Here is a 19,790-nt window from a genome sequence, read left to right on the forward strand (position 1 = left end):
GGCTATTCACCGTCTTCCCCTCACCAGTCGGTTTCGGAAAAGAATGCTCCAGGATCGTAATTCATGCTGTTCTTTGTACTGACTCGCACCATCCGTCAGCTCTCTGTCTCAGGGAGAACATACACTACTGCAATCCATTCATCGCTTATCCATTATTTAGCTTATCAAAACAAAAAGTCCCTGCTGAAATCATTCAGCAGGGACGAATATATCGCGGTACCACCCTAATTATTGACATACGACATGCCAATCTCTCATTCCTGATAACGGCTATTCACCGTCTTCCCCTCACCAGTCGGTTTCGGAAAAGAATGCTCCAGGATCGTAATTCATGCTGTTCTTTGTGCTGACTCGCACCATCCGTCAGCTCTCTTTGACAGGGAGAACATACACTACTGTAACCCATTCAACGCTCATTTATTAATATATTGAGTATCCTACAGGAAACTAGAGAAAAGGTCAATACATTTTTGTTATTATATTTTGTTCAACGTCATATATTTCAAGAACGGTTCATGAAACCTAACTGATTAAGCATACAAAAGTACAAAAATCCATTGTGGTATAATAGAAGTATCTTTGAAGGGAGATTGTTAATTTGCTAAAAGGCGGAGATAGTGTATTCTATCCATTTCACGGAACAGGAACCATTGAATCGAAGGAATATATAAGGGAAAAAGAGTATTTCAAGATTTTCTTTCCTTACAAAAATTTGCATGTGTTTATACCAAGTCAGAACGAAAATCAGAATGGTCTACGCCCAATCATTTCATTAGAACAATTAGAATTAGTGAAACAGGATTTTTATGAAAATGGTGTTCCTTTGCCTTCTTCAGTAAGTGAACGGTCAAAAGTGCTGGACATTAAGATGAAATCAGGTACCACATTAGAAATTTGTCAGATACTAAGGGATCTGCTGCACTATCATACTTCGGATGGCCGTTTATCTCAACAAGACAAAAAAATATATAAGAATGCCGAAGAGTTCCTAATCGGAGAGATACAAGCAGCAAAGAACATCTCATACGATCAAGCAACATCCGATGTGAAAGCTTTGGTTGAGAATCGCTTTAAGATAGATGCGCCCACTTTCAGATAAGACTGCGTGGTTTGTTTCTCATTGAGTGATTAACCCTGCAGGTCAAATCCATAGTTAAACTCAGGAGGTAATCCCATTTGGATTACCTCTTTTTGCAGTCTTCCAGGTGCAAGTTACTGAGCTCTCCTGCCCCAAAAATCACCATACATAGCTGCCCTTTTCTTATCACTCCATCTTATTAATGACAGTGGTCAATTTATAATTCGCATACTTGTTCAATTGTGTTAAGAACTGATCCAAATGCTCATTTGAAGGAAATCTGCACTCCAGGAGATAACATCCATCTCCGCTGATTTTATAATTATTAATTGTATATTTACCTTGGCTTTTTATAAATGACAGATAAGGCTGATGGTTTAAACTTTGGGTGAAGATTGTGATGAAAGCATGTATATGACAACCTAATTTTGCTTGGTTCACTTTGATTGTGTATCCCTCAATAACACCATTATCCTCTAGTTTCGCCACTCTGGCAGAAGTAGCCTGCCCGGTCATATGGACCTTCTCGCCCAATTCTTTCATCGTTACGCGACTGTTATGGGATAGTTCCTCCAAAATACGAGCATCCGTGTTATCCAGCATGTTATAAATCCTTTCATTAATCAAGTATATCCCCCGGAACACTTGATTTAAGTTATGTATTTCCCATTACAGCAAGTATAGACTATACATAGATCAAAGAAAACTTTTTAAAAAAGGAGTTAATGAATATGAAAATACAGCAAATCCGCAACGCAACCATCGTTGTTAACTATGCAGGCAAAAAAATCCTTGTCGACCCGATGCTGGCTGAGAAAGGCACTTATCCCCCATTCCCAAACTCAGCGCGGCAGGATCAAAATAACCCCATCGTTGACTTGCCGACTTCCATAGAAAATATCCTTAAAGATGTTGATGCAGTAATCGTTACACATTTGCATCTAGATCATTGGGACGACACTGCAAAAGACGCACTCCCAAAGGATATTAAACTATTTGCTCAAAATGAAGAAGATGCAGCTCTAATAAGAGATGCAGGATTCCACAATGTCGAGGTATTAAAAGAGGACACAACTTTTGCTGACATTCAATTAACCAAAACCAAAGGTGAACACGGCAGAGGTCCGATATTGGAAGTTGCCGGTCAAGTATGCGGCGTTTTCTTCGAACACCCTAGCGAGAAAACACTATACGTGGCAGGGGATACCGTTTGGTATGACGGTGTCAAAGAGGAAATCAATAAACATAACCCAGAAGTTATCATCGTCAACGGCGGAGACAATCAGTTCCTGGAAGGCGGTTCTCTTGTCATGAATAAAGACGATATTTATGAAGTGCATAAAGCCGCTCCCAAAGCGAAGATAATCTCTGTTCACATGGAAGCAGTAAATCATTGGGGATTATCTAGGGCAGAGTTGAAGGGTTTCAGTCGTGATAAAGGATTCGATTCCAATGTGCTCGTTCCGAATGACGGGGATGCCTACAACTTTTAATACACGACAAAAAATTCCTCATAACTCAAGGTACTACCTTTACCAAAAGGGCATCCTAAAATAGGATGTCCTTTAATCAAGTCATTGAAAATAGTTTTTCCATTTAGCACCCAACATACTATAGTAGATAAAATATAAACATAAGCTTGAAAAAGATAATCATTCCAATTTCATTTTTCACGCTTTCTGCCCAATTCATCATCAGCCAGCATTTCCACAATCCTATCTAAATCTTGTTCAGTAGCTATCCTGAAATTGATTTTCTTTTGCAACAAATCTCCTCCTTCATGATTGAATTAGATAACGGCCTGCCCCCATCCACCTTGATCGTTTCTCCCGAATCTAACCACTCATTTCCGATGCAAGGAAAAGAATCACTCCAACCTATTTATTATAAAATACGAATGGATGAATAACTTTAAAGGCTTTGCGAATTACTGCTTCCTGTAAAATAAGTTAGAAGCTTTTTCTGATTTCAAAGGGGGTTAGTAGGTATGAACGCTGTTATCAAACAAATACCAAAAGAAATGACTTGGGAAATAAGACATCTTGTTTTATGGCCAGATAAGGAATTTGATTATGTCGTATTGGAAAATGACGACGCTGGCAAGCATTATGGACTCTTTATCGATGATAAATTAGTTTCCGTAATTTCTCTATTCATTAAGAAAAATGAAGCTCAATTCAGGAAGTTTGCCACTTTACAGGAGGAACAAGGTAAAGGGTATGGCAGTTTGCTGTTAAAATATACATTAAACCAGTGTCAGAGATTGGGGGTTAACAGAGTATGGTGCAATGCCCGTCAGGATAAAGTACCGTTCTATAAAAAGTTTGGTTTACAAGAAACAAGCCTTTTTCTTGTAAAAGGCGGATTAAAGTTCCCGATAATGGAGAAAACCAATAATTAGCCCCGTTCAACTTCGATTTGATGTAAGCGCATTACGACTGAAAGAGTGCCGTGGGTTCCTGAAGCGGGGGATATAAGCCAGGAGCCATCCCCCTAAAGGCGGATTATAAGGGGGCGCAAACCCATTAGGCGATTCATAAAAAAGTGGCAGGAAAGAAAAAAAACCTGTACACGCTGAACTGTAACCCCTATGAAAATGCTAGTTTAATGGCTTTTCCCGATATATTAAAGTAGAAGCTTGGGTAGCAAATTTAATTTAGTATATTTTCATCCTGTGTAATAATATTAATACTATTTATTTTGCTATCTCAAGAATTTCTTCCTGTATGATTTAACCTACACGGTACTTGTTATTCACCTTTATTAGAAATGTAAGCCTGATGACGCCCTTCTTCTCCAATACCTGTATCAATAACATAAAAAGTTTTATTTGAGTCCTGATCGATTACAGATTTTACATTGTATACATTCTCTAATTGACCACCAGTTGGTCTGTTGGGTAAAGGAAAAAGTACCTTAATTTCTGAGTCTGGGTCACAGTTTTTTAACATCTCTATCATTTCGTTAACCTTCATTTCATATTCCTCCATTGTAGGGATCCTGTTATAGCTGATTCTATCCGTTTAAGAACAGCAGCTACACTATCGGTATTTCCAAATGAGCAGAGCAAACTCCCGGTTTAACACTCGGTATTCATATTATTGCCATATTCCTTTATTATTGGCTTTGGCTAACTCCTCATATTCTTCAAGCTCTTGCTGATATTTGGTATTAGGTTCGTATACAGCAACCTCAGCCAACCCCTCCCTTAAGAGCATGCTCTGATACATATATGCGTCCATATTGATCCCGTTCTGATTCATCTGGTACCAGGTAGACCGTTTCACCATGCAGGTAATCTTTTGCGAAATCGGCAGCTTGCTCACCAAAAGGTACTGGTTTACAGTCAGACGGGCTATTGTTATGGCATATTTCAGGAGCACTTACTAATATCGATTTTTTTCTTCTTCGCCATTTATAACTCCTTGTTTTCTTTTCTGATACACAATAATTATATATCAGAAGTTCTTGCTTATTGAAATAAATTCATTTTTTCCATATTTGTTATCCGGGTGTTTGGCGATGCCAGGCACGATAGTAAAGAAAAACTCCCCGTGTGGCGTGGAAGTATCGATGCTATTAGAGATGGATATAGAATAAATGCGTTTTTCATTTAGCTCTTCGACTAGGTTGAGTAGCTGCTTTGTTGTTCTTCCAAAACGATCCAGTCGCAATATACGACTTTTTGAACATTTTATACAGAGTTATCTGGATAGTGAATTGAAGGATAAGAAAATGAAAGAGCGGTTTTGATTTTACCGTAGCTCCTTAGTAAGTTTAGATTGAAAATTTTAGATCTCTTTCTACTTTTACAATAAAAGGTAGTTTTTTAATTAAATGAAAATTATAATAATATATAGACAAAAAGGGGGCATAAAATGCGGTTTCGTGATTTCCACAGAAATATAAAGATACGTATTATAGAGACATTTGCAAGTCGTTTGGTTGGCAGTATGGTACTGCCTTTTATGACAATTTATTTAGCAACACATTTTGGTACCAAGCTTGCAGGCCTTTTAATGCTTATTAATGTGGGCGTAGGTATTATAATGTCATTAATCGGCGGTTATTTTGGAGATCAGTTTGGTAGAAGGAAAATTATGCTTACGGCCGAAACTCTTCGGTTTGCTGCGTTTTTCACTATGATGATTAGTAACTCGCCATGGTTTGAGTCACCCGAGTTAACTTTTATGATGATGACACTAAACAGCATATGCTGGGGGCTTGCCGGTCCCGCTAATCAGGCAATGCTGATAGATGTTAGTACGCCAGAACAGCGAAATCTGATGTACTCCATCACCTACTGGGCTAACAATTTATCGATTGCTGTTGGCGGAATTGCTGGTGCCTTTTTCTTTCAGCACTATTTGTTTGAATTATTTATGGTGCTTAGTATTGTTACAGCAGCAATTGTTGTGGTAGTTTATCTATTTATCGAAGAAAGTTATTATCCGATTAAAACAGAAAAGCGGCCTGGTCAGCACGTTTTTCAACTTTTTCGCACTTATAAAAGTGTGATGCAGGATCGTTTGTTTGTTTGGTTTGTTTTGGCTGGAATATTGGTATTATCAATGGAGTTTCAGCTGACGAGTTATATTGGGATTAAACTCACCGAGGAAATGCCTACGCAACATTTTTTGTTTTGGGATATTGACGGTATCACAATGACCGGGTTACTCAGAAGTGAAAATACTATCCTGGTTGCAATGCTGGTTTTATTCGTTTCCAGATTCGTCGACACAATGAAGGATCGAATGGTTCTAACGATGAGCTGTCTTGTCTTTACTCTTGGTTATGCCTTTATTGCATTCTCTAATAATATTTGGTTGTTGTTCATCATGATGGCAGTATTAACTATTGCAGAGGTATTTCGGGTCCCGGTTCAACAGAGCTATATGGCAGCCATACCGCCGGAAGAAAGCCGAAGTGCTTATATGGCATTCAGTGGACTGCAGTTTAATCTATCAATGCTAATTGTATCCCTTACTGTTACATTAAGTGGATTCTTTTCGTCAGTTGTGATGGGTTGTATTTTGACCCTTATAGGTTTAACCGGAACATTCATCTTTTATCTAATCTCTCCTCAATTAGATCAGCGGAAGCTGACAGCTGCTAAAAAAGCAGGCTAAACAAAGCACTTCAGTCTGTAAAAAAGAATGGCAACTGCTGCTTATCAGTATTTTTTTTACAGTTTATCGGATATCAACTCATCACCTTTAAGAGGTTGCAAATGATTTTATAGCAGTTTTAATAAAGTCGAAGTCCCCAGTGTAAATTCATAAGTTGTTGAAGGATTGAAACATAAACAAAAAAGATAAAGGGGTATACGTAAATGTTTGTGTTTACGTATACCCCTTTTTTGTGTTTTAAGATACAGCTGAATGAATTGTTGTTGTACAGTAATAAAGTCTAACTAAAGAAGGCTATCTATAGTGATTACAAGAGGGTATGAAAGATCTTATATAAAAAATAGGTTATCTGCCTCATCATTCTAAGTATGTTTTCAATGATGAAGCTATTGTTAAATTTGAAACCACAGACTGCACTTCTCAATAATGCTGTGTAAACTTTCGGGGCAAAGATTGCCTAGTATTTCTCATACACTTCTCTAAGACATCTCTTACTAGGTTATAAACATACGTTTATGTGTGTTAAAAGGCTTTCTTTACCTTTTGCTGTGACGAGTTTCTTCTATTATATCGAATATTGGGTCATCTACATATTCTAAAATCTGTCTTGCAATGAGGACACCGCCGTTCTGGGTTATTTCTCTGTCTTTTAAGGAAGCTGCACAGTAGGTCTTGCATTAGGTAATGTCCTTTCTTTTCAGCTGTCTCTTGGGCTTTTTCCAAAATAACGTAATCTGATTCCATAAGCTCCTCTCTGTCAATAGCCCTAATATCAAGGATGCTGCTGATTTTTTCGTTTGTAATCAATATATTCTCCTCTCTTAGATTTCTCCCTTTGGCTTGCGAATCCGAATGGTTTCCAAAGGAGAAAAATGAATTGAAATAAAAGAAGGCCAGGTCGCTTTTCCCTGGTCTGATTTCCGTGCAGTAATAAAGATTTTGGGCTGGTTGACTGCAGCTAAAGCAAAATGGACTGAGGAAGCTACTAAATATAGCTGCTCATAGAATAATTTTATAAATTAAAATTTCAAAAATATTAATATACAATATTTTTATTATTTAAGGGGGGAAGCAATTTTGAGAATGAAGAAAAAATGGAGTGATTACTTTCAGGAAATAGTTAGAGCAATAATATTTTATAAGTAAAGTGCAGTTATGAATTATGCTTTGGACGGATTTCGGCTCGTAAGGTGGGGCCTGAATGGCAAATGGATCAGAAACCTACGGAAAATAGGAAATAGTCTTACAGTCCGTGGTTAGCGAGCCATTTAGTACCACAGCGACACGTACAGAGTGATGGAAAGCGTTCTTTGCTTTCTGATCAGTCTGTGGTGGTTTACCGATTCTTTTATATTCAAATACAAGAATCAGTAATATGTCTTGCCCGGGCAGAAATGCCACAAGGTATGAATTAAATGGATCTTCAAGATTTCGATTTGTCAGAAGAACATCTCCATAAAGCATTAGTATCTTACAAAAATATAGATAACCAGAATTTCATAACCACTACCAACCTCAACCTTGGATTTCTATATGTGCAACGTGAAGTGACGGAAACAGCTATTCGTTATCTGGAAGAAGCACGTAAAAACAAACAAGAACGGATCCATCTGAAGATTTTATACCTGTTAGCCGATTCTTATTGGAAAACCAATCATCCTTCCAAAGCTATGGAGGCTTATACGGAAGGTTTCTAGAAAAGTATTGATACAGATGGTTTAACAATGAAGTGGGAAATTGCCATGTTGCAGAAAAAATTCGAGGATAGGGTGAACTATGAAAGCGTGTGGCAAGAAAGTATAGAATATTTTAGGAAAGTTAACGATTTATTTAACGTCAGGCTCTATTTAAAAGAGCTAACCGAGCATTATACTAAAAACTAAGCAATACGAGCTTGCAACAAAATACTATATTTTAGCCTTTATCTAAGAAGGAGGGTATATTTTGAAGAAAGTTGTTTTCTCGTTGATACTGCTAGGAACCATAATTGTAAGTAGTGTGGTCGGATATGCAGACGATTACAAGATAGTAGAAAAGAAAGGCGATCTTGGAACGGTAATATTCTCCCTAAATATGAAGAAATAAAAGAAGAGCATCATAGGTCCTCTTGAACCGCCCCCCAAAAATAGACAGTAAAGGTATCCCCGTCCGTAGCATGCGTGACTTTCCCTGATATATCGGCCCGGAATATTTGCTTGGCCACGCTCCAAGAAGCTGCAGCAGATTGATAGAGGAACAAAAACACCTAGTAATAGCTTCGCGCCTTTGGGAAGCCCCAACTCCTGGTTACTATCGCTTGTAAAAAGTAATTGGGGCCTTTTTCAACTCTGATTAAATTCCACATTATCCAGTTTCCACTCGCCATCTTCCATCCGCATAGTCTTAGATAACTGATTACTTCACTCTCCCCGCCGCCAAAACAATCGTATTATTAAATGGCGCAAGGAACTGCTGCCGATCTTCGATGGAAGTGACATAAAACATCTCTAAACTGCTTATCTTGGAATTACGCTCATTTCCTCTTTATTTCCGTCAGATTACCGCCTTCGACTATTTCTCCGCTAAGCATATTGCTTGTGACCAGCTGCAGCACTTTGCCTTTATCCTGCTACATTATACATTTCATATATTCTCGAATGTTCCTATACTCATTTTCCTACTTTTTCCATTTTTCCCGCAGCAGCGCATACACATTCGCGTCATAGGCTTTTCCGCCATGATAATAATAACTGTGCAATAATCCTTCTTTTATAAACCCGTGTTTCTCCAGAAGCGCAGCAGATGCATGATTCTCCGGATAAACCATCGCCCCGATTCGTAGCAAATCCAGTTCGTTGAAGCAATACGCCAGCACAGCCTCCATTGCTTCACTGGCAAAGCCTTTTTTCCAATGATCCGGATGCAGCTCATACCCTATTTCGGCTCGCCGATTGCTGCGATTAACTTGGTGCAAGCCGATTGTTCCGATGAATCGTCCTGCTTCCTTGCAGAACATGCCCCAGCGGATGACTCGGCCTTCCTGCAGTCCACAGCGGAAGGAGGAAATGACGCGCTCTGCTTCTTCGATTGACTGCAGCGGCTCCATGCCATAGAACTGCGTGACACTTGCGTCAGACAGCGTAGCAAATACGTATGGTGCATCGTTCATTTTCACTTCATCCAAAACGATTCGTTCCGTTTCAAGCTTCTGGAATGTCAGCATCTTATTCTCTCCTTATGTAAAAAAGACGCACTAGCAAAAATCCAGTGCGTCTTTTGGTGTGTTTAGCCTTTTAATTCATTGATTCGCTGCTGTACGCGTGACCGTTTGTCTTCATAATCTGCTTGCTTGGCACGCTCTTCGTCAACGATTTTAGCTGGTGCCTTGCTGATGAAGCCTTGATTGGAAAGCTTCTTCTCGACACGCTCGACTTCTTTCGTCCATTTATCCAGTTCTTTTTCAAGACGTTCGATTTCTTTGGTGATATCGATCAAGCCCTCAAGCGGCAAGTAAAGCTCTACGCCAGTAAGAACTGCCGACATTGCTTTATCCGGCGCTTGGATGCTTGTTGCAATCGTAAGCTCACTTGGGTTACAGAAGCGTTCGATATAGTGCTGCTGCGCTTTGAGCTCCGCTTCGATCTCGCTGTCTTCTGCCTGGATGAGCAGCTGAATCTGCTTGGACATTGGTGTATCCACTTCTGCACGGATGTTTCGGACAGAACGGATGATGCTCACCAAACGTTTCATCTCTTCGGCTGCTTTTTCATCATGCAAATCTTTGTTGACAGTCGGCCATGCCGCAATCGTGATGGATTCGCCTTCATGCGGCAGTTGCTGCCAGATTTCCTCGGTGATGAATGGCATGAATGGATGCAGCATACGCATTGTTTGATCCAATACATGTGCAAGCACAGAACGTGTCATTTGCTTCGCCGCTTCGTCTTCACCGTACAGCGGAAGCTTCGCCATTTCGATGTACCAGTCACACACATCATCCCAGATGAAGTTATACAGATGGCGTCCAGCTTCACCAAATTCATATTTCTCAGCATTGTAAGTCACTGCTTCGATTGTTTCGTTCAAGCGGGTAAGGATCCATTTATCTGCCAAGCTTTTCTCTTTGGATAAATCGATATCTTCATATTTCAAGCCTTCCATGTTCATCAAGGCGAAACGGGAAGCGTTCCAAATCTTATTGGCAAAGTTCCAAGTAGACTCTACTTTCTCCCATTGGAAGCGCAGATCCTGACCTGGAGATGATCCAGTGGATAGGAAGTATCGCAAGGAATCGGCACCATACTTCTCGATAACATCCATCGGATCAACACCGTTGCCAAGGGATTTACTCATCTTGCGTCCTTCACCGTCACGTACAAGACCGTGGATCAATACGTCTTTGAATGGACGCTCGCCTGTGAACTCCTTGGATTGGAAGATCATCCGGCTTACCCAGAAAGCAATGATATCATAGCCTGTTACGAGGACATCTGTCGGGAAGTAACGTTTGAAATCAGCTGCTTCCGTGTTCGGCCAATCCATTGTGGAGAACGGCCATAATGCAGAAGAGAACCATGTATCCAGTACGTCCTGATCCTGTTCCCAGTTCTCGATGTCGGCTGGTGCTTCTTTACCGACATACACTTCGCCTGTCTCTTTATGATACCAAGCAGGGATGCGGTGGCCCCACCAAAGCTGACGGGAAATACACCAGTCACGGATATTCTCCATCCAGTAAGAGTACGTTCTTTCGAAGCGCTCTGGAACGAAGCTGATTTTATCTTCGCCTGCTTGCAATTCCAATGCTTGTTTTGCCAATGGCTCCATATTGACGAACCATTGTGTGGATAGATATGGCTCCACCACTGCACCGCTTCGCTCGGAGTGGCCGACACTGTGCATGTGATCTTCGATTTTGAACAAGATACCTTGCTCCTGCAGATCTTTGACGATTTGCTTACGTGCTTCGAAACGATCCAAACCGTTATATTTACCGGCATTCTCATTCATGGTGCCGTCTTCATGCATGACAAGGATGCGTTCAAGATCATGCCGGTTGCCTACTTCAAAGTCATTCGGGTCGTGCGCAGGTGTTATTTTCACCGCGCCGGATCCGAATTCCATGTCTACATAATCATCCGCTACGATCGGGATTTCACGGTTTACCTCCGGCAGGATGACTTTTTTGCCAATCAAGTGCTGATAGCGTTCATCATCCGGGTGTACAGCTACTGCCGTGTCCCCAAGGAATGTTTCCGGACGAGTCGTTGCAATTTCGATATGTCCGGTTCCGTCAGCCAATGGGTAGCGCATATGATAAAAGTGACCTTGTACATCCTTATGGATTACTTCGATATCAGAAAGTGCCGTTTTCGCTGCCGGATCCCAGTTGATGATATACTCGCCGCGGTACAGCAAGCCTTTTTCATACAAAGTGACGAATACTTCTTTCACCGCTTCTGATAGTCCTTCATCCAATGTGAATCGCTCACGGGAATAGTCAAGACCAAGTCCCAGCTTCGACCATTGTTTGCGGATGAAGCTCGCATATTCCTCTTTCCATTCCCAGCTCTTCTCCAAGAAACCTTCGCGGCCAAGGTCATAGCGGCTGATGCCCTGCTCGCGCAGCTTGGCATCTACTTTCGCCTGTGTTGCGATACCAGCGTGGTCCATACCTGGAAGCCATAGTACATCGTAGCCTTGCATCCGTTTCATCCGGGTAAGGATATCCTGTAATGTTGTATCCCATGCGTGACCGAGGTGAAGCTTTCCGGTCACGTTCGGCGGCGGGATAACGATGGAGTAAGGCTGTTTGTTTTCATCTCCGGTTGCTTCAAAATATTTGCCATCAAGCCAAAATTGGTAGCGGCCTGCTTCGATGCTGGCCGGATCGTATTTGGACGGCAATGAATGGCTTTCTTGTGATTTGTCTGTTGTCATGCCTGGTTCCTCCTTCAATGCTTTTGGTGACATATAAAAACCCTTCTCATCCAAAAGGACGAAAAGGGTTAGTTTCCGTGGTACCACCTTCATTTGCGAACACAAGACAGCTGTGTCGCACACTCGAGGGAGATAACGGCTCTTCACCGGCTCCCCCTACTGACTAAAAAGTCACATTCGGGGTCGCTGCATACAGGGCGACCTTCTACTGCAGGTATCCGGGAAACTTCCACCAATTGCTTCCCTCTCTAGCATGGATCCTTACACTATACTCTTCCCTGTCAAAGCATTTATATCATGTATGACTATTGTATCCACTTGACAGTAAAAAAGTCAATGCAGTCGCATATTTTTTTCAAAAAAGGGTAAACGCCCAGCCTTTCCCGTTCATATACTGTCTACAGGAGGGATGACAATGAGTAAAATCAACCGCAACAACATGCCGGGCTTTCTCCGGTATTGGATCAATGTCACCGAAAAGGCGATGATTCCGCTAATCATTTTCCAGTTCATCCGGACACTGCTATTTCCATCGATATTGGATATTCTGTTACTTGGCGGCTTGATTGCGCTTTACTTCAGTTTCCAGGCGAAATCAATCTGATCCACCTTCTTCATCTTCCTGTTCTTCCTGATCTCGAAGGTCCTGGAAATATGCTTGTGCATGGAGAGCCTGCGTCAGCTGCCTATGTGTCTGGGTCAATTCCTGGACAACAGCCGGGGTATCCGCTTTTTGCGGTGCATCTACATACTGTCTGATCTGCTTCAGGTATCGGCCCGGATGCAGCAGATGCAGCATGAACAGGCTCTCTTCATTTTTCTTCATTTGGCGATGCTCCTCATACGAATGCAAATAATAAGGCGGATTTGTCATATTGCTGTCTGCATACCGCCATTCTTCTTTAAAATAAGCAGCCAGATCCAAGCTAGGATTGCCAAGCTTGGTCTTTTCCCAATTGAGCAGATGCAGCGGGTTGCCCTCCTGCACATGGGAAGGGCGCAAATTACCGTGCAGCACACTGTGCTCCATCTCCGGGTCTTCCTTCAAATCTGTCTCATAATGGTCATACCATTTATCCAGCATGGCAGAAACGTGCTCCAGATCCTTATAATGCGTGCAGACAAGCAGCGGCACAACACCCATGTACGTCTGGGATTCAAATCGCTCCACCACCCTTAGCAGCTCCTCCCTGTCCTGCTGGAGCTTTTCTTTTTGCTTCCGGATGGCCAGTGCGTACGCTTCATAGTCTATTGGATAGCGTTTGCTGGAGGATGCATGGATTTTGCCAAGTGTAGTGAACAGCATCTCATAAGGATGATCCGGTTCATCTGTGCGATGCCGTTCGAGCCATGGCATCAAATAATACACTTCCCCTTCATCCACTACATAGAAATTTTCCTGCAATGTCTGGTAGACAGGCGGAACTCCTTCGCGATAAAAATTATGCTTGCCTTGAACGACCATCAGCCAGCGGTCGAGCCGCTCCGGATGGAGGGATGACCTTTTTAAAGCAAAAGCCGCCTGGTGCGTTTGCACTTTAGACAGGCGGCTGGTAATGGCTTGAACCGAGGCTGGCGTGATGCCATAGGCAGCTAGTATTCGATCGACGTTTTCCATCAATCACACCCCGTTCGTTATAATCAGTTTTTCTTTGAACGTCGCTGCGGTATCACGAGCAGCTGGCCTTCCGATACCGTCTCCTCCTCCAAATTATTGGAGCTGGCAATCGAGCTTACCGGCACATCATATCGAGTGGCAATCTTCTCCAGCGTATCCCGTTCCTGAACGATACAGACACGGACCTTCGTAAATGTCTCTTCCCTTGCTCCGAACATATGGACGAGGAAATTGCTGCTGTCCTTCCGTTCTGCTGCCGCTTGTGCTTCCGCTGTTACCGATTCCTCCTCTTCCAGAAGATCCTCTGGCTGAAGCTCCTGATTGACCGGGACTGATTGCAATGCAACATCTTCATACAAGTCTTCGGTATCCAGTTCATCGTCAGTTAAATCTGCTTGCGGCACATCTGTCGGTTCCACGGGCTTACTGCCGAAGAATTCACTCAAAGTCTTCGTCTCTTTATATTTCCACCGATCATCCTCTTCTGGTGTCAAAAGTGGCGGTGTCTCGAATGTGACCTGATCAGAGTCCCGCGGTGCTTCGTCGGTTTGCTTCGCTTGGTAAGTAAAAGTGAAATCCGGTGACTCGGCCGGCTCTTCATGCGGCAGCTCCCGATCCAAATAATGAAGCTCTTCATCCTGTTCGTGAACTTGACGGAAATCGGCTGCTTGATACGCATCCTCCAGTTCATCTGGAAGTACAAACAGCTCTTCTGGATACTGATGAGCTTCCGTAAATAGCGTATCGCTTTGTGATGCTTCTGTTTTACCATCTTCTTTGGCAACAGGGTTCGATACTCTCTCTGATTGAGTGTGCAAGAAAGGTGATTCATCTGATTGTTCTTGTTCTTTTTCATGGACTGCCGGTTCTTCCAGATTATCTTCTGTGACATCTGCTTCTTCAAGTTCAGCCTCTGCTGTTTCTGCATATTCCTCGACAGTTGGATAAGCTGATTCCTCGATATTCTGATCATCACGTGCTTGTGCTTCTAATTCGGTTTTCGGCAGCTCCGCAGATTCATTTGTGAATGGATAGCCAGAGTCTGCGTTCGCTTGATCATCCTGTGCTTGTTCATCCTCAGATTCTGCCACTTCTGCAGGCTCTGCATATTCTTCAACAAACGGATACGACTGCTCCCCTAGCTGCTGATGATCGCGCGCTTGTTCAGCTTGTTGCTCCTGATCTGCTTCTATCGCTTCAGATTTTGCATATTCCTCTTGAGAGAACTGATAAGCTTCGATTTCTTGATCATCCCTAGCATTTGCTAAAGATTCATTAGCTTTGGCTTCTGCCTGTTCTTCTTTGAAGAATTGATAGCTTTGCGGATTGTGTTGATAACCATCTCTTGCTTCTGCTTCGATGTGGTCTGCAATTTCATCTGTATAAGATTGAACCGACTCTGGTTGCTGGAAAGCCGTATCCGGGTAATAAGGCTGCTTAGGCATATCCTGCTTTGCTTGCCTTCTCTCTTCTTGCACACCATAGATTGCCACTGTTGCATGCAGCTCAAGTACATTGCTTCCAGGAATTTCATAATCGAAATTATCAATTGCTACATACACATCATTCAGCTGCTTGATCCGATATTTTGGAACTGAAATTTCGACAGGGAAACGATGATAAAATGTATTCGTTCCGCCCTCCAGTTTCTCAACGTTTTCTATTTCCCTAGTCCCAGGGCTTACAGCGACTGCAGTTCCCTCAATAACATCCTGCACAGGATGATATTCACCGGTAAGTTCGATGATACCCCGGACAGAAATTTCATGCTCAAACTCCTGGATACTGATATCCGGCTCCAAAGCAATTCCGATCAAATCCTGCAGATGGGCGTCGGCACGGAAACTGAGTGATTCTTGTATATCAAACATGAATGGTGTTGTCTCATTCGTAGACAAGTGGAATCCTCCTTCCAATATTTAAGCGTTCCTAATCACTAAAACCTATGCGGACGCCCAGTCACATATGTAAGGAAAATCCCTTAGTCCCTACGAAAAAAGCCCAAGCGTCAGCTTGGACTTTTTAATCAGGATGCTGCAATTTTCTTGAATGCTTGTCTTGCTGCTTCGATGGTCGCTTCAATATCCTCATCTGTGTGGGCAGCTGATAGGAAGAGCCCCTCAAATTGAGAAGGAGGCAGGAAAATGCCCGCTTCGATCATTTCCCGGTAATACATGGAGAAGTGATCCAGATTGGATGTTTGTGCCGTCTCGAAGTTAATAACAGGTGTATCCGTGAAGAAGACACCGACCATGGAACCAGCGCGGTTCACTTGCAATGGGATACCGAATTCCTCTGCAGCTGCTTTGTAGCCTTCTGCAAGGCGGTCGGCATGGGCATTGATCCGTTCATACGCTGCCTTATCCATTGCAGTCAATGTTTCATAGCCGGCAGTCATCGCCAGCGGATTGCCTGACAGTGTACCTGCTTGATAGATATCACCTGCTGGAGCAACCCGTTCCATGATTTCCTTACGACCGCCATATGCACCGACAGGAAGTCCTCCACCGATGATTTTACCCAAGCAGGTCAAATCAGGCTCCACATCGAAATGGCCTTGTGCAGAATGATAACCGACACGGAATCCTGTCATTACTTCATCAAAAATGAGCAGTGCGCCTTGCTGCTTCGTAATGTCACGGAGACCTTCGAGGAAGCCTGGCTGAGGTGGTACGACACCCATATTTCCGCATACTGGCTCCGCGATGACTGCTGCGATATCGTTCCCGAACTGTTCAAATGCATAGCGGACACTTTCCAGATCATTATATGGTACCGTGATCGTATTGCGTGCAATCGTTTCCGGTACACCCGGGCTGTCCGGCAAACCAAGTGTCGCAACACCAGAACCTGCTTTAATCAAAAGGGAATCCCCATGGCCGTGATAGCTGCCGACGAATTTCAGGATCTTATCGCGGCCGGTGAAGCCGCGTGCCAGACGAAGCGCACTCATGGTCGCCTCTGTTCCGGAGTTGACCATGCGGACGATGTCCATGGATGGAATCCGTTCTTTAACCAAAGCAGCCATCTTATTCTCAATCACAGTCGGCGCACCGAAGCTTGTCCCTTTCTCGGTGATTTTTTTCAGCCCTTCCACGACACGATCATCAGCATGCCCCAGAATGAGTGGTCCCCAGCTCAATACATAGTCGATGTACGTATTGCCATCGATATCTGTGATTTTTGAACCCTTACCGCTATCCATGAAAATAGGATCCATCCCCACGGAACGGAATGCACGAACTGGAGAGTTAACTCCGCCAGGCATATGCTGTTTCGCTTCTTCGAATGCTGCTATCGATTTTTCAAAGCTTTTCATCAGAATTCCTCCCTAGTCAGTTATCTTCCTTCAGCCATCTTGCCACATCTTTGGCAAAGTAAGTCATGATCAAATCAGCACCTGCACGTTTCATGCCGATCATTTTCTCCATGACGATTGCTTTTTCATCAATCCAGCCATTCAATGCTGCTGCTTTTACCATGCTGTATTCCCCGCTCACATTGTATGCAACAACCGGCGCATTGAATTGATTACGCACATCACGGATGATGTCCAAGTAAGCAAGTGCTGGTTTCACGATAAGGAAATCTGCATTTTCTTCGATATCAGATGTCGCTTCGCGGATTGCTTCCCTCCTGTTGGAAGGATCCATCTGGTATGTTTTGCGGTCCCCGAATTGCGGAGCGCCTTCCGCTGCTTCACGGAATGGGCCATAGAAAGCAGAAGCGTATTTGACAGAATAAGCCATAATCGGAATATTAGTAAAACCGGCTTCATCCAGTCCTTTGCGGATTGCTTGCACATAGCCGTCCATCATATTGGAAGGGGCAATGATATCAGCTCCTGCTTTTGCCTGACTGACTGCAGTATCTACCAAATAGCCCAATGATTCATCATTATCGATTATTCCGTCATGTACGACGCCGCAGTGTCCATGGGATGTATATTCACAAAGGCAAGTATCTGCAATCAAAAGAAGATCAGGGAATTCCTCTTTCGTCTGGCTGATCGCTCGCTGTACGATGCCATGATCATGGAAAGCGCCAGTTCCGACTTCATCCTTCTCCAAAGGAATACCGAAAAATAATACGGACTTGATTCCCAAGTCGCTTACTTCTTTCATCTCAGCTGACAAATTATCCAAAGACAGCTGGAATACACCCGGCATGGAAGAAACTTCATTACGTACATTTTTTCCCTCGACAACGAATACTGGATAAATCAAGTCATCCACTGTCACTTCTGTTTCTCTAACTAATGCCCGCATATTTGCTGATGTACGCAAACGGCGGTGGCGTTTGAATTCTGCCATTGTCATTCACCTGTCCTTTGTTCATAAAAATGTACTAATAAATCAATCATTGCATCTGCCGTGTACTGGGCAGGCAGCAAGATATTGCGAAAGCCGTGCCGTTTGGCCGCTTCCTCGGTTGTCGGTCCGATGACAAGACACAGTTTATCAAGCTGTTTTTGTTCCAGTTCGGCGTTGTCTATAAAAGCAAGAAAGGCCTTAATGGATGACGGGCTCGTAAACGTCAATACCTCGGGCTGTTCCTTTTTCAAGACATCATTGAGCAGTTCTTGCTCGCTTATCTCCTCTACCGTATCATAGACAACCATTTTCTCAAATACAAAGCCATTCCGTTTCAAGCCATTTGCCAATGCCGGTCGTGATAAATTACCTTGAATCAGCAAAATCCGGCTGTCTGGGTCATGTGCTTGAGTAAATCTTGCAGCCAGGGCATCCGCTGTATAATCATCCGGCACCAAATCTGCTTCCCTGCCGAAAAGTCTTGCTATCGCCTCAGCTGTCTTCTGTCCAACTGCAGCAATATGGCAATGGCTCCAGGCCTCCAAGCTTGAATACGTACTCAGCAACGCATGGAAATGCTCCACTCCGTTCGTACTGGAGAAAAAGAGCCAATCAAATCTTTCCCCCTCCTGGCAGAGCTTCACGTTTTCATCATCGATCCTTGTATGAAAAGTCAAAAGGGGCACTATGATCGGTTTGGCCCCCGCTTCAGCCAGCTCCTCTGCCAAGTGGACTGCCTTCGGTTTCGGGCGCGTTACGAGCACCTTCACGGCCGGCAACCGGCTCATTGGGACTCCGACTCCTCGATCGCTTTGTTGACGATATCCTGTGCACCTTGTTCCTGCATTCTTTCTGCGGCAAGTTTACCAACTTCCTGTGGATCGGCACCACGGACTTCTTCCTTGAATACTTGTTTACCATCAGCCGAGGCAATCAATGCAGTCAGGACGACATCATCATCTTCCATATGGGCAACACCAGCAATCGGTACTTGGCAGCTACCGTTCATCAAATATAGGAATGTCCGTTCAGCAGCGACAGTCTGCTGGGTATAAGAATCATTGATTTTTGTCAAAAGCTCGATCAATTCCATATCGGTATCGCGGCACTCGATCGCCAGTGCTCCTTGCCCGATAGCTGGCAAGCAGAGATCTGTTTCAAGGAATTCGGTAACGATATCATCGCTCCAACCCATGCGCTTCAAGCCAGCAGCTGCCAAGACGATGGCATCGAAATCTTCATTTTCCAACTTCTTCAGACGCGTGTCGATGTTCCCGCGAATCGGCTTGATTTCGATATCTGGACGGACAGCAAGAATTTGCGCTGCACGGCGGAGGCTGCTCGTTCCGACAACAGATCCTTCGGGAAGCTCTCTCAAGGAGATGTTATTCTTGGAAATAAATGCATCCCGATAATCCTCCCTAACCGGCACACAGGCAATCGTCAAGCCGGCAGGAAGTTCCGATGGCATATCCTTCATACTATGTACAGCCATATCGATTTCCTCGTCATACATAGCTTGCTCGATTTCCTTGACGAACAACCCTTTTCCGCCGACTTTTGACAGTGTGACGTCCAGGATTTTGTCACCCTTTGTCTCTATTTTCTTGATTTCGAACTCATATGGCGCTCCAGCCCGTTTCAACTGGTCGATGACCCACTTTGTCTGTGTGAGCGCCAGATTGCTTTTTCTTGAACCTACGATAATTTTACGCATTGCTCTACCTCCTGAA

Annotated in this window: 18 protein-coding genes, 1 pseudogene and 2 other annotated features; of the genes and pseudogenes, 7 read left to right on the forward strand and 12 right to left on the reverse strand. The window is 43.4% G+C overall.

Going from position 1 to position 19,790, the window contains the following annotated elements; all coding sequences use genetic code 11:
- Nucleotides 1-195: 195 nt before the first annotated feature.
- Nucleotides 196-419, reverse strand: a binding site (T-box leader).
- A 179-nt stretch (nucleotides 420-598) separates the two neighbouring features.
- A complete protein-coding gene (locus AB1K91_RS09295) occupies nucleotides 599-1,099 on the forward strand; it encodes a CarD family transcriptional regulator (RefSeq protein WP_413089523.1) in 501 nt (166 codons plus the stop codon).
- Between the two features lie 165 nt (nucleotides 1,100-1,264).
- On the opposite strand, the gene AB1K91_RS09300 is transcribed toward AB1K91_RS09295, so the two are convergent.
- Nucleotides 1,265-1,681 carry an Lrp/AsnC family transcriptional regulator gene (locus AB1K91_RS09300; RefSeq protein ID WP_413089524.1) on the reverse strand — a complete coding sequence of 139 codons (417 nt, stop codon included), beginning with the start codon at nucleotides 1,679-1,681 and terminating at the stop codon, nucleotides 1,265-1,267.
- Nucleotides 1,682-1,809: 128 nt separating this feature from the next.
- Between AB1K91_RS09300 and AB1K91_RS09305 the strand changes: the two genes are divergently transcribed.
- Nucleotides 1,810-2,571 (forward strand): MBL fold metallo-hydrolase, encoded by a 762-nt coding sequence (locus AB1K91_RS09305; protein ID WP_413089525.1) that lies wholly within the window; start codon nucleotides 1,810-1,812, stop codon nucleotides 2,569-2,571.
- Nucleotides 2,572-3,065: 494 nt separating this feature from the next.
- The gene (locus AB1K91_RS09310) at nucleotides 3,066-3,479 is read left to right on the forward strand and encodes a GNAT family N-acetyltransferase (RefSeq protein WP_413089526.1); all 414 of its coding nucleotides are present in this window, start codon (nucleotides 3,066-3,068) and stop codon (nucleotides 3,477-3,479) included.
- 349 nt (nucleotides 3,480-3,828) lie between these two features.
- Here AB1K91_RS09310 and AB1K91_RS09315 read toward each other — a convergent pair whose 3' ends face one another.
- From AB1K91_RS09315 to AB1K91_RS09325, 3 genes and pseudogenes are all read right to left on the reverse strand, one after another.
- Entirely contained in the window at nucleotides 3,829-4,053 is a 225-nt protein-coding gene (locus AB1K91_RS09315) for a hypothetical protein (RefSeq protein WP_413089527.1), read from the reverse strand.
- Between the two features lie 123 nt (nucleotides 4,054-4,176).
- Nucleotides 4,177-4,564 (reverse strand): annotated as a pseudogene (locus tag AB1K91_RS09320) (thermonuclease family protein).
- A complete protein-coding gene (locus AB1K91_RS09325) occupies nucleotides 4,537-4,752 on the reverse strand; it encodes a recombinase family protein (RefSeq protein ID WP_413089528.1) in 216 nt (71 codons plus the stop codon). Before AB1K91_RS09325 ends, AB1K91_RS09320 begins: the two are co-directional and overlap by 28 nt.
- Before the next feature lie 204 nt (nucleotides 4,753-4,956).
- On the opposite strand from AB1K91_RS09325, the gene AB1K91_RS09330 reads away from it, so the two are divergent.
- From AB1K91_RS09330 to AB1K91_RS09340, 3 genes are all read left to right on the forward strand, one after another.
- Nucleotides 4,957-6,207 (forward strand): MDR family MFS transporter, encoded by a 1,251-nt coding sequence (locus AB1K91_RS09330; RefSeq protein WP_413089529.1) that lies wholly within the window; start codon nucleotides 4,957-4,959, stop codon nucleotides 6,205-6,207.
- Between the two features lie 1,415 nt (nucleotides 6,208-7,622).
- Nucleotides 7,623-7,904: a tetratricopeptide repeat protein gene (locus tag AB1K91_RS09335; protein ID WP_413089530.1), complete on the forward strand. Its 282-nt coding sequence runs from the start codon at nucleotides 7,623-7,625 to the stop codon at nucleotides 7,902-7,904.
- A 247-nt stretch (nucleotides 7,905-8,151) separates the two neighbouring features.
- Nucleotides 8,152-8,292, forward strand: a complete 141-nt coding sequence (locus AB1K91_RS09340) for a hypothetical protein (protein ID WP_413089531.1) — start codon at nucleotides 8,152-8,154, stop codon at nucleotides 8,290-8,292.
- Nucleotides 8,293-8,863: 571 nt separating this feature from the next.
- Here the strand turns inward: AB1K91_RS09340 and AB1K91_RS09345 are convergent.
- On the reverse strand, nucleotides 8,864-9,409 hold the full coding sequence (locus AB1K91_RS09345) for a GNAT family N-acetyltransferase (RefSeq protein WP_413089532.1): 546 nt from the start codon (nucleotides 9,407-9,409) through the stop codon (nucleotides 8,864-8,866).
- Nucleotides 9,410-9,471: 62 nt separating this feature from the next.
- Nucleotides 9,472-12,126, reverse strand: a complete 2,655-nt coding sequence (locus tag AB1K91_RS09350; RefSeq protein WP_413089533.1) for a valine--tRNA ligase — start codon at nucleotides 12,124-12,126, stop codon at nucleotides 9,472-9,474.
- Between the two features lie 51 nt (nucleotides 12,127-12,177).
- Nucleotides 12,178-12,420: a binding site (T-box leader), on the reverse strand.
- Between the two features lie 121 nt (nucleotides 12,421-12,541).
- Here AB1K91_RS09350 and AB1K91_RS09355 point away from each other — a divergent pair.
- The gene (locus tag AB1K91_RS09355; protein ID WP_093727669.1) at nucleotides 12,542-12,730 is read left to right on the forward strand and encodes a hypothetical protein; all 189 of its coding nucleotides are present in this window, start codon (nucleotides 12,542-12,544) and stop codon (nucleotides 12,728-12,730) included.
- Here AB1K91_RS09355 and AB1K91_RS09360 read toward each other — a convergent pair.
- The 6 genes from AB1K91_RS09360 to hemC all read right to left on the reverse strand — a co-directional run bounded on the left by AB1K91_RS09360 (nucleotide 12,722) and on the right by hemC (nucleotide 19,774).
- Nucleotides 12,722-13,744: a hypothetical protein gene (locus AB1K91_RS09360; RefSeq protein ID WP_413089536.1), complete on the reverse strand. Its 1,023-nt coding sequence runs from the start codon at nucleotides 13,742-13,744 to the stop codon at nucleotides 12,722-12,724. The genes AB1K91_RS09355 and AB1K91_RS09360 overlap by 9 nt on opposite strands.
- A 23-nt stretch (nucleotides 13,745-13,767) precedes the next feature.
- Nucleotides 13,768-15,642: a LysM peptidoglycan-binding domain-containing protein gene (locus tag AB1K91_RS09365; protein ID WP_413089538.1), complete on the reverse strand. Its 1,875-nt coding sequence runs from the start codon at nucleotides 15,640-15,642 to the stop codon at nucleotides 13,768-13,770.
- A 128-nt stretch (nucleotides 15,643-15,770) separates the two neighbouring features.
- Nucleotides 15,771-17,063, reverse strand: coding sequence for a glutamate-1-semialdehyde 2,1-aminomutase (gene hemL, locus AB1K91_RS09370; protein WP_413089539.1), 1,293 nt, complete (start codon nucleotides 17,061-17,063; stop codon nucleotides 15,771-15,773).
- A 16-nt stretch (nucleotides 17,064-17,079) separates the two neighbouring features.
- Nucleotides 17,080-18,063 carry a porphobilinogen synthase gene (gene hemB, locus AB1K91_RS09375; RefSeq protein ID WP_413089541.1) on the reverse strand — a complete coding sequence of 328 codons (984 nt, stop codon included), beginning with the start codon at nucleotides 18,061-18,063 and terminating at the stop codon, nucleotides 17,080-17,082.
- On the reverse strand, nucleotides 18,060-18,845 hold the full coding sequence (locus tag AB1K91_RS09380) for a uroporphyrinogen-III synthase (RefSeq protein WP_413089543.1): 786 nt from the start codon (nucleotides 18,843-18,845) through the stop codon (nucleotides 18,060-18,062). The genes hemB and AB1K91_RS09380 overlap by 4 nt, the downstream gene beginning before the upstream one ends.
- Nucleotides 18,842-19,774, reverse strand: coding sequence for a hydroxymethylbilane synthase (gene hemC / locus AB1K91_RS09385; RefSeq protein WP_413089545.1), 933 nt, complete (start codon nucleotides 19,772-19,774; stop codon nucleotides 18,842-18,844). The genes AB1K91_RS09380 and hemC overlap by 4 nt, the downstream gene beginning before the upstream one ends.
- Nucleotides 19,775-19,790: the final 16 nt, after the last annotated feature.

Origin of the sequence: Terribacillus jepli (assembly GCF_047228925.1) — a bacterium.
In the GTDB taxonomy this organism is placed as follows: Bacteria; Bacillota; Bacilli; order Bacillales; family Amphibacillaceae; genus Terribacillus.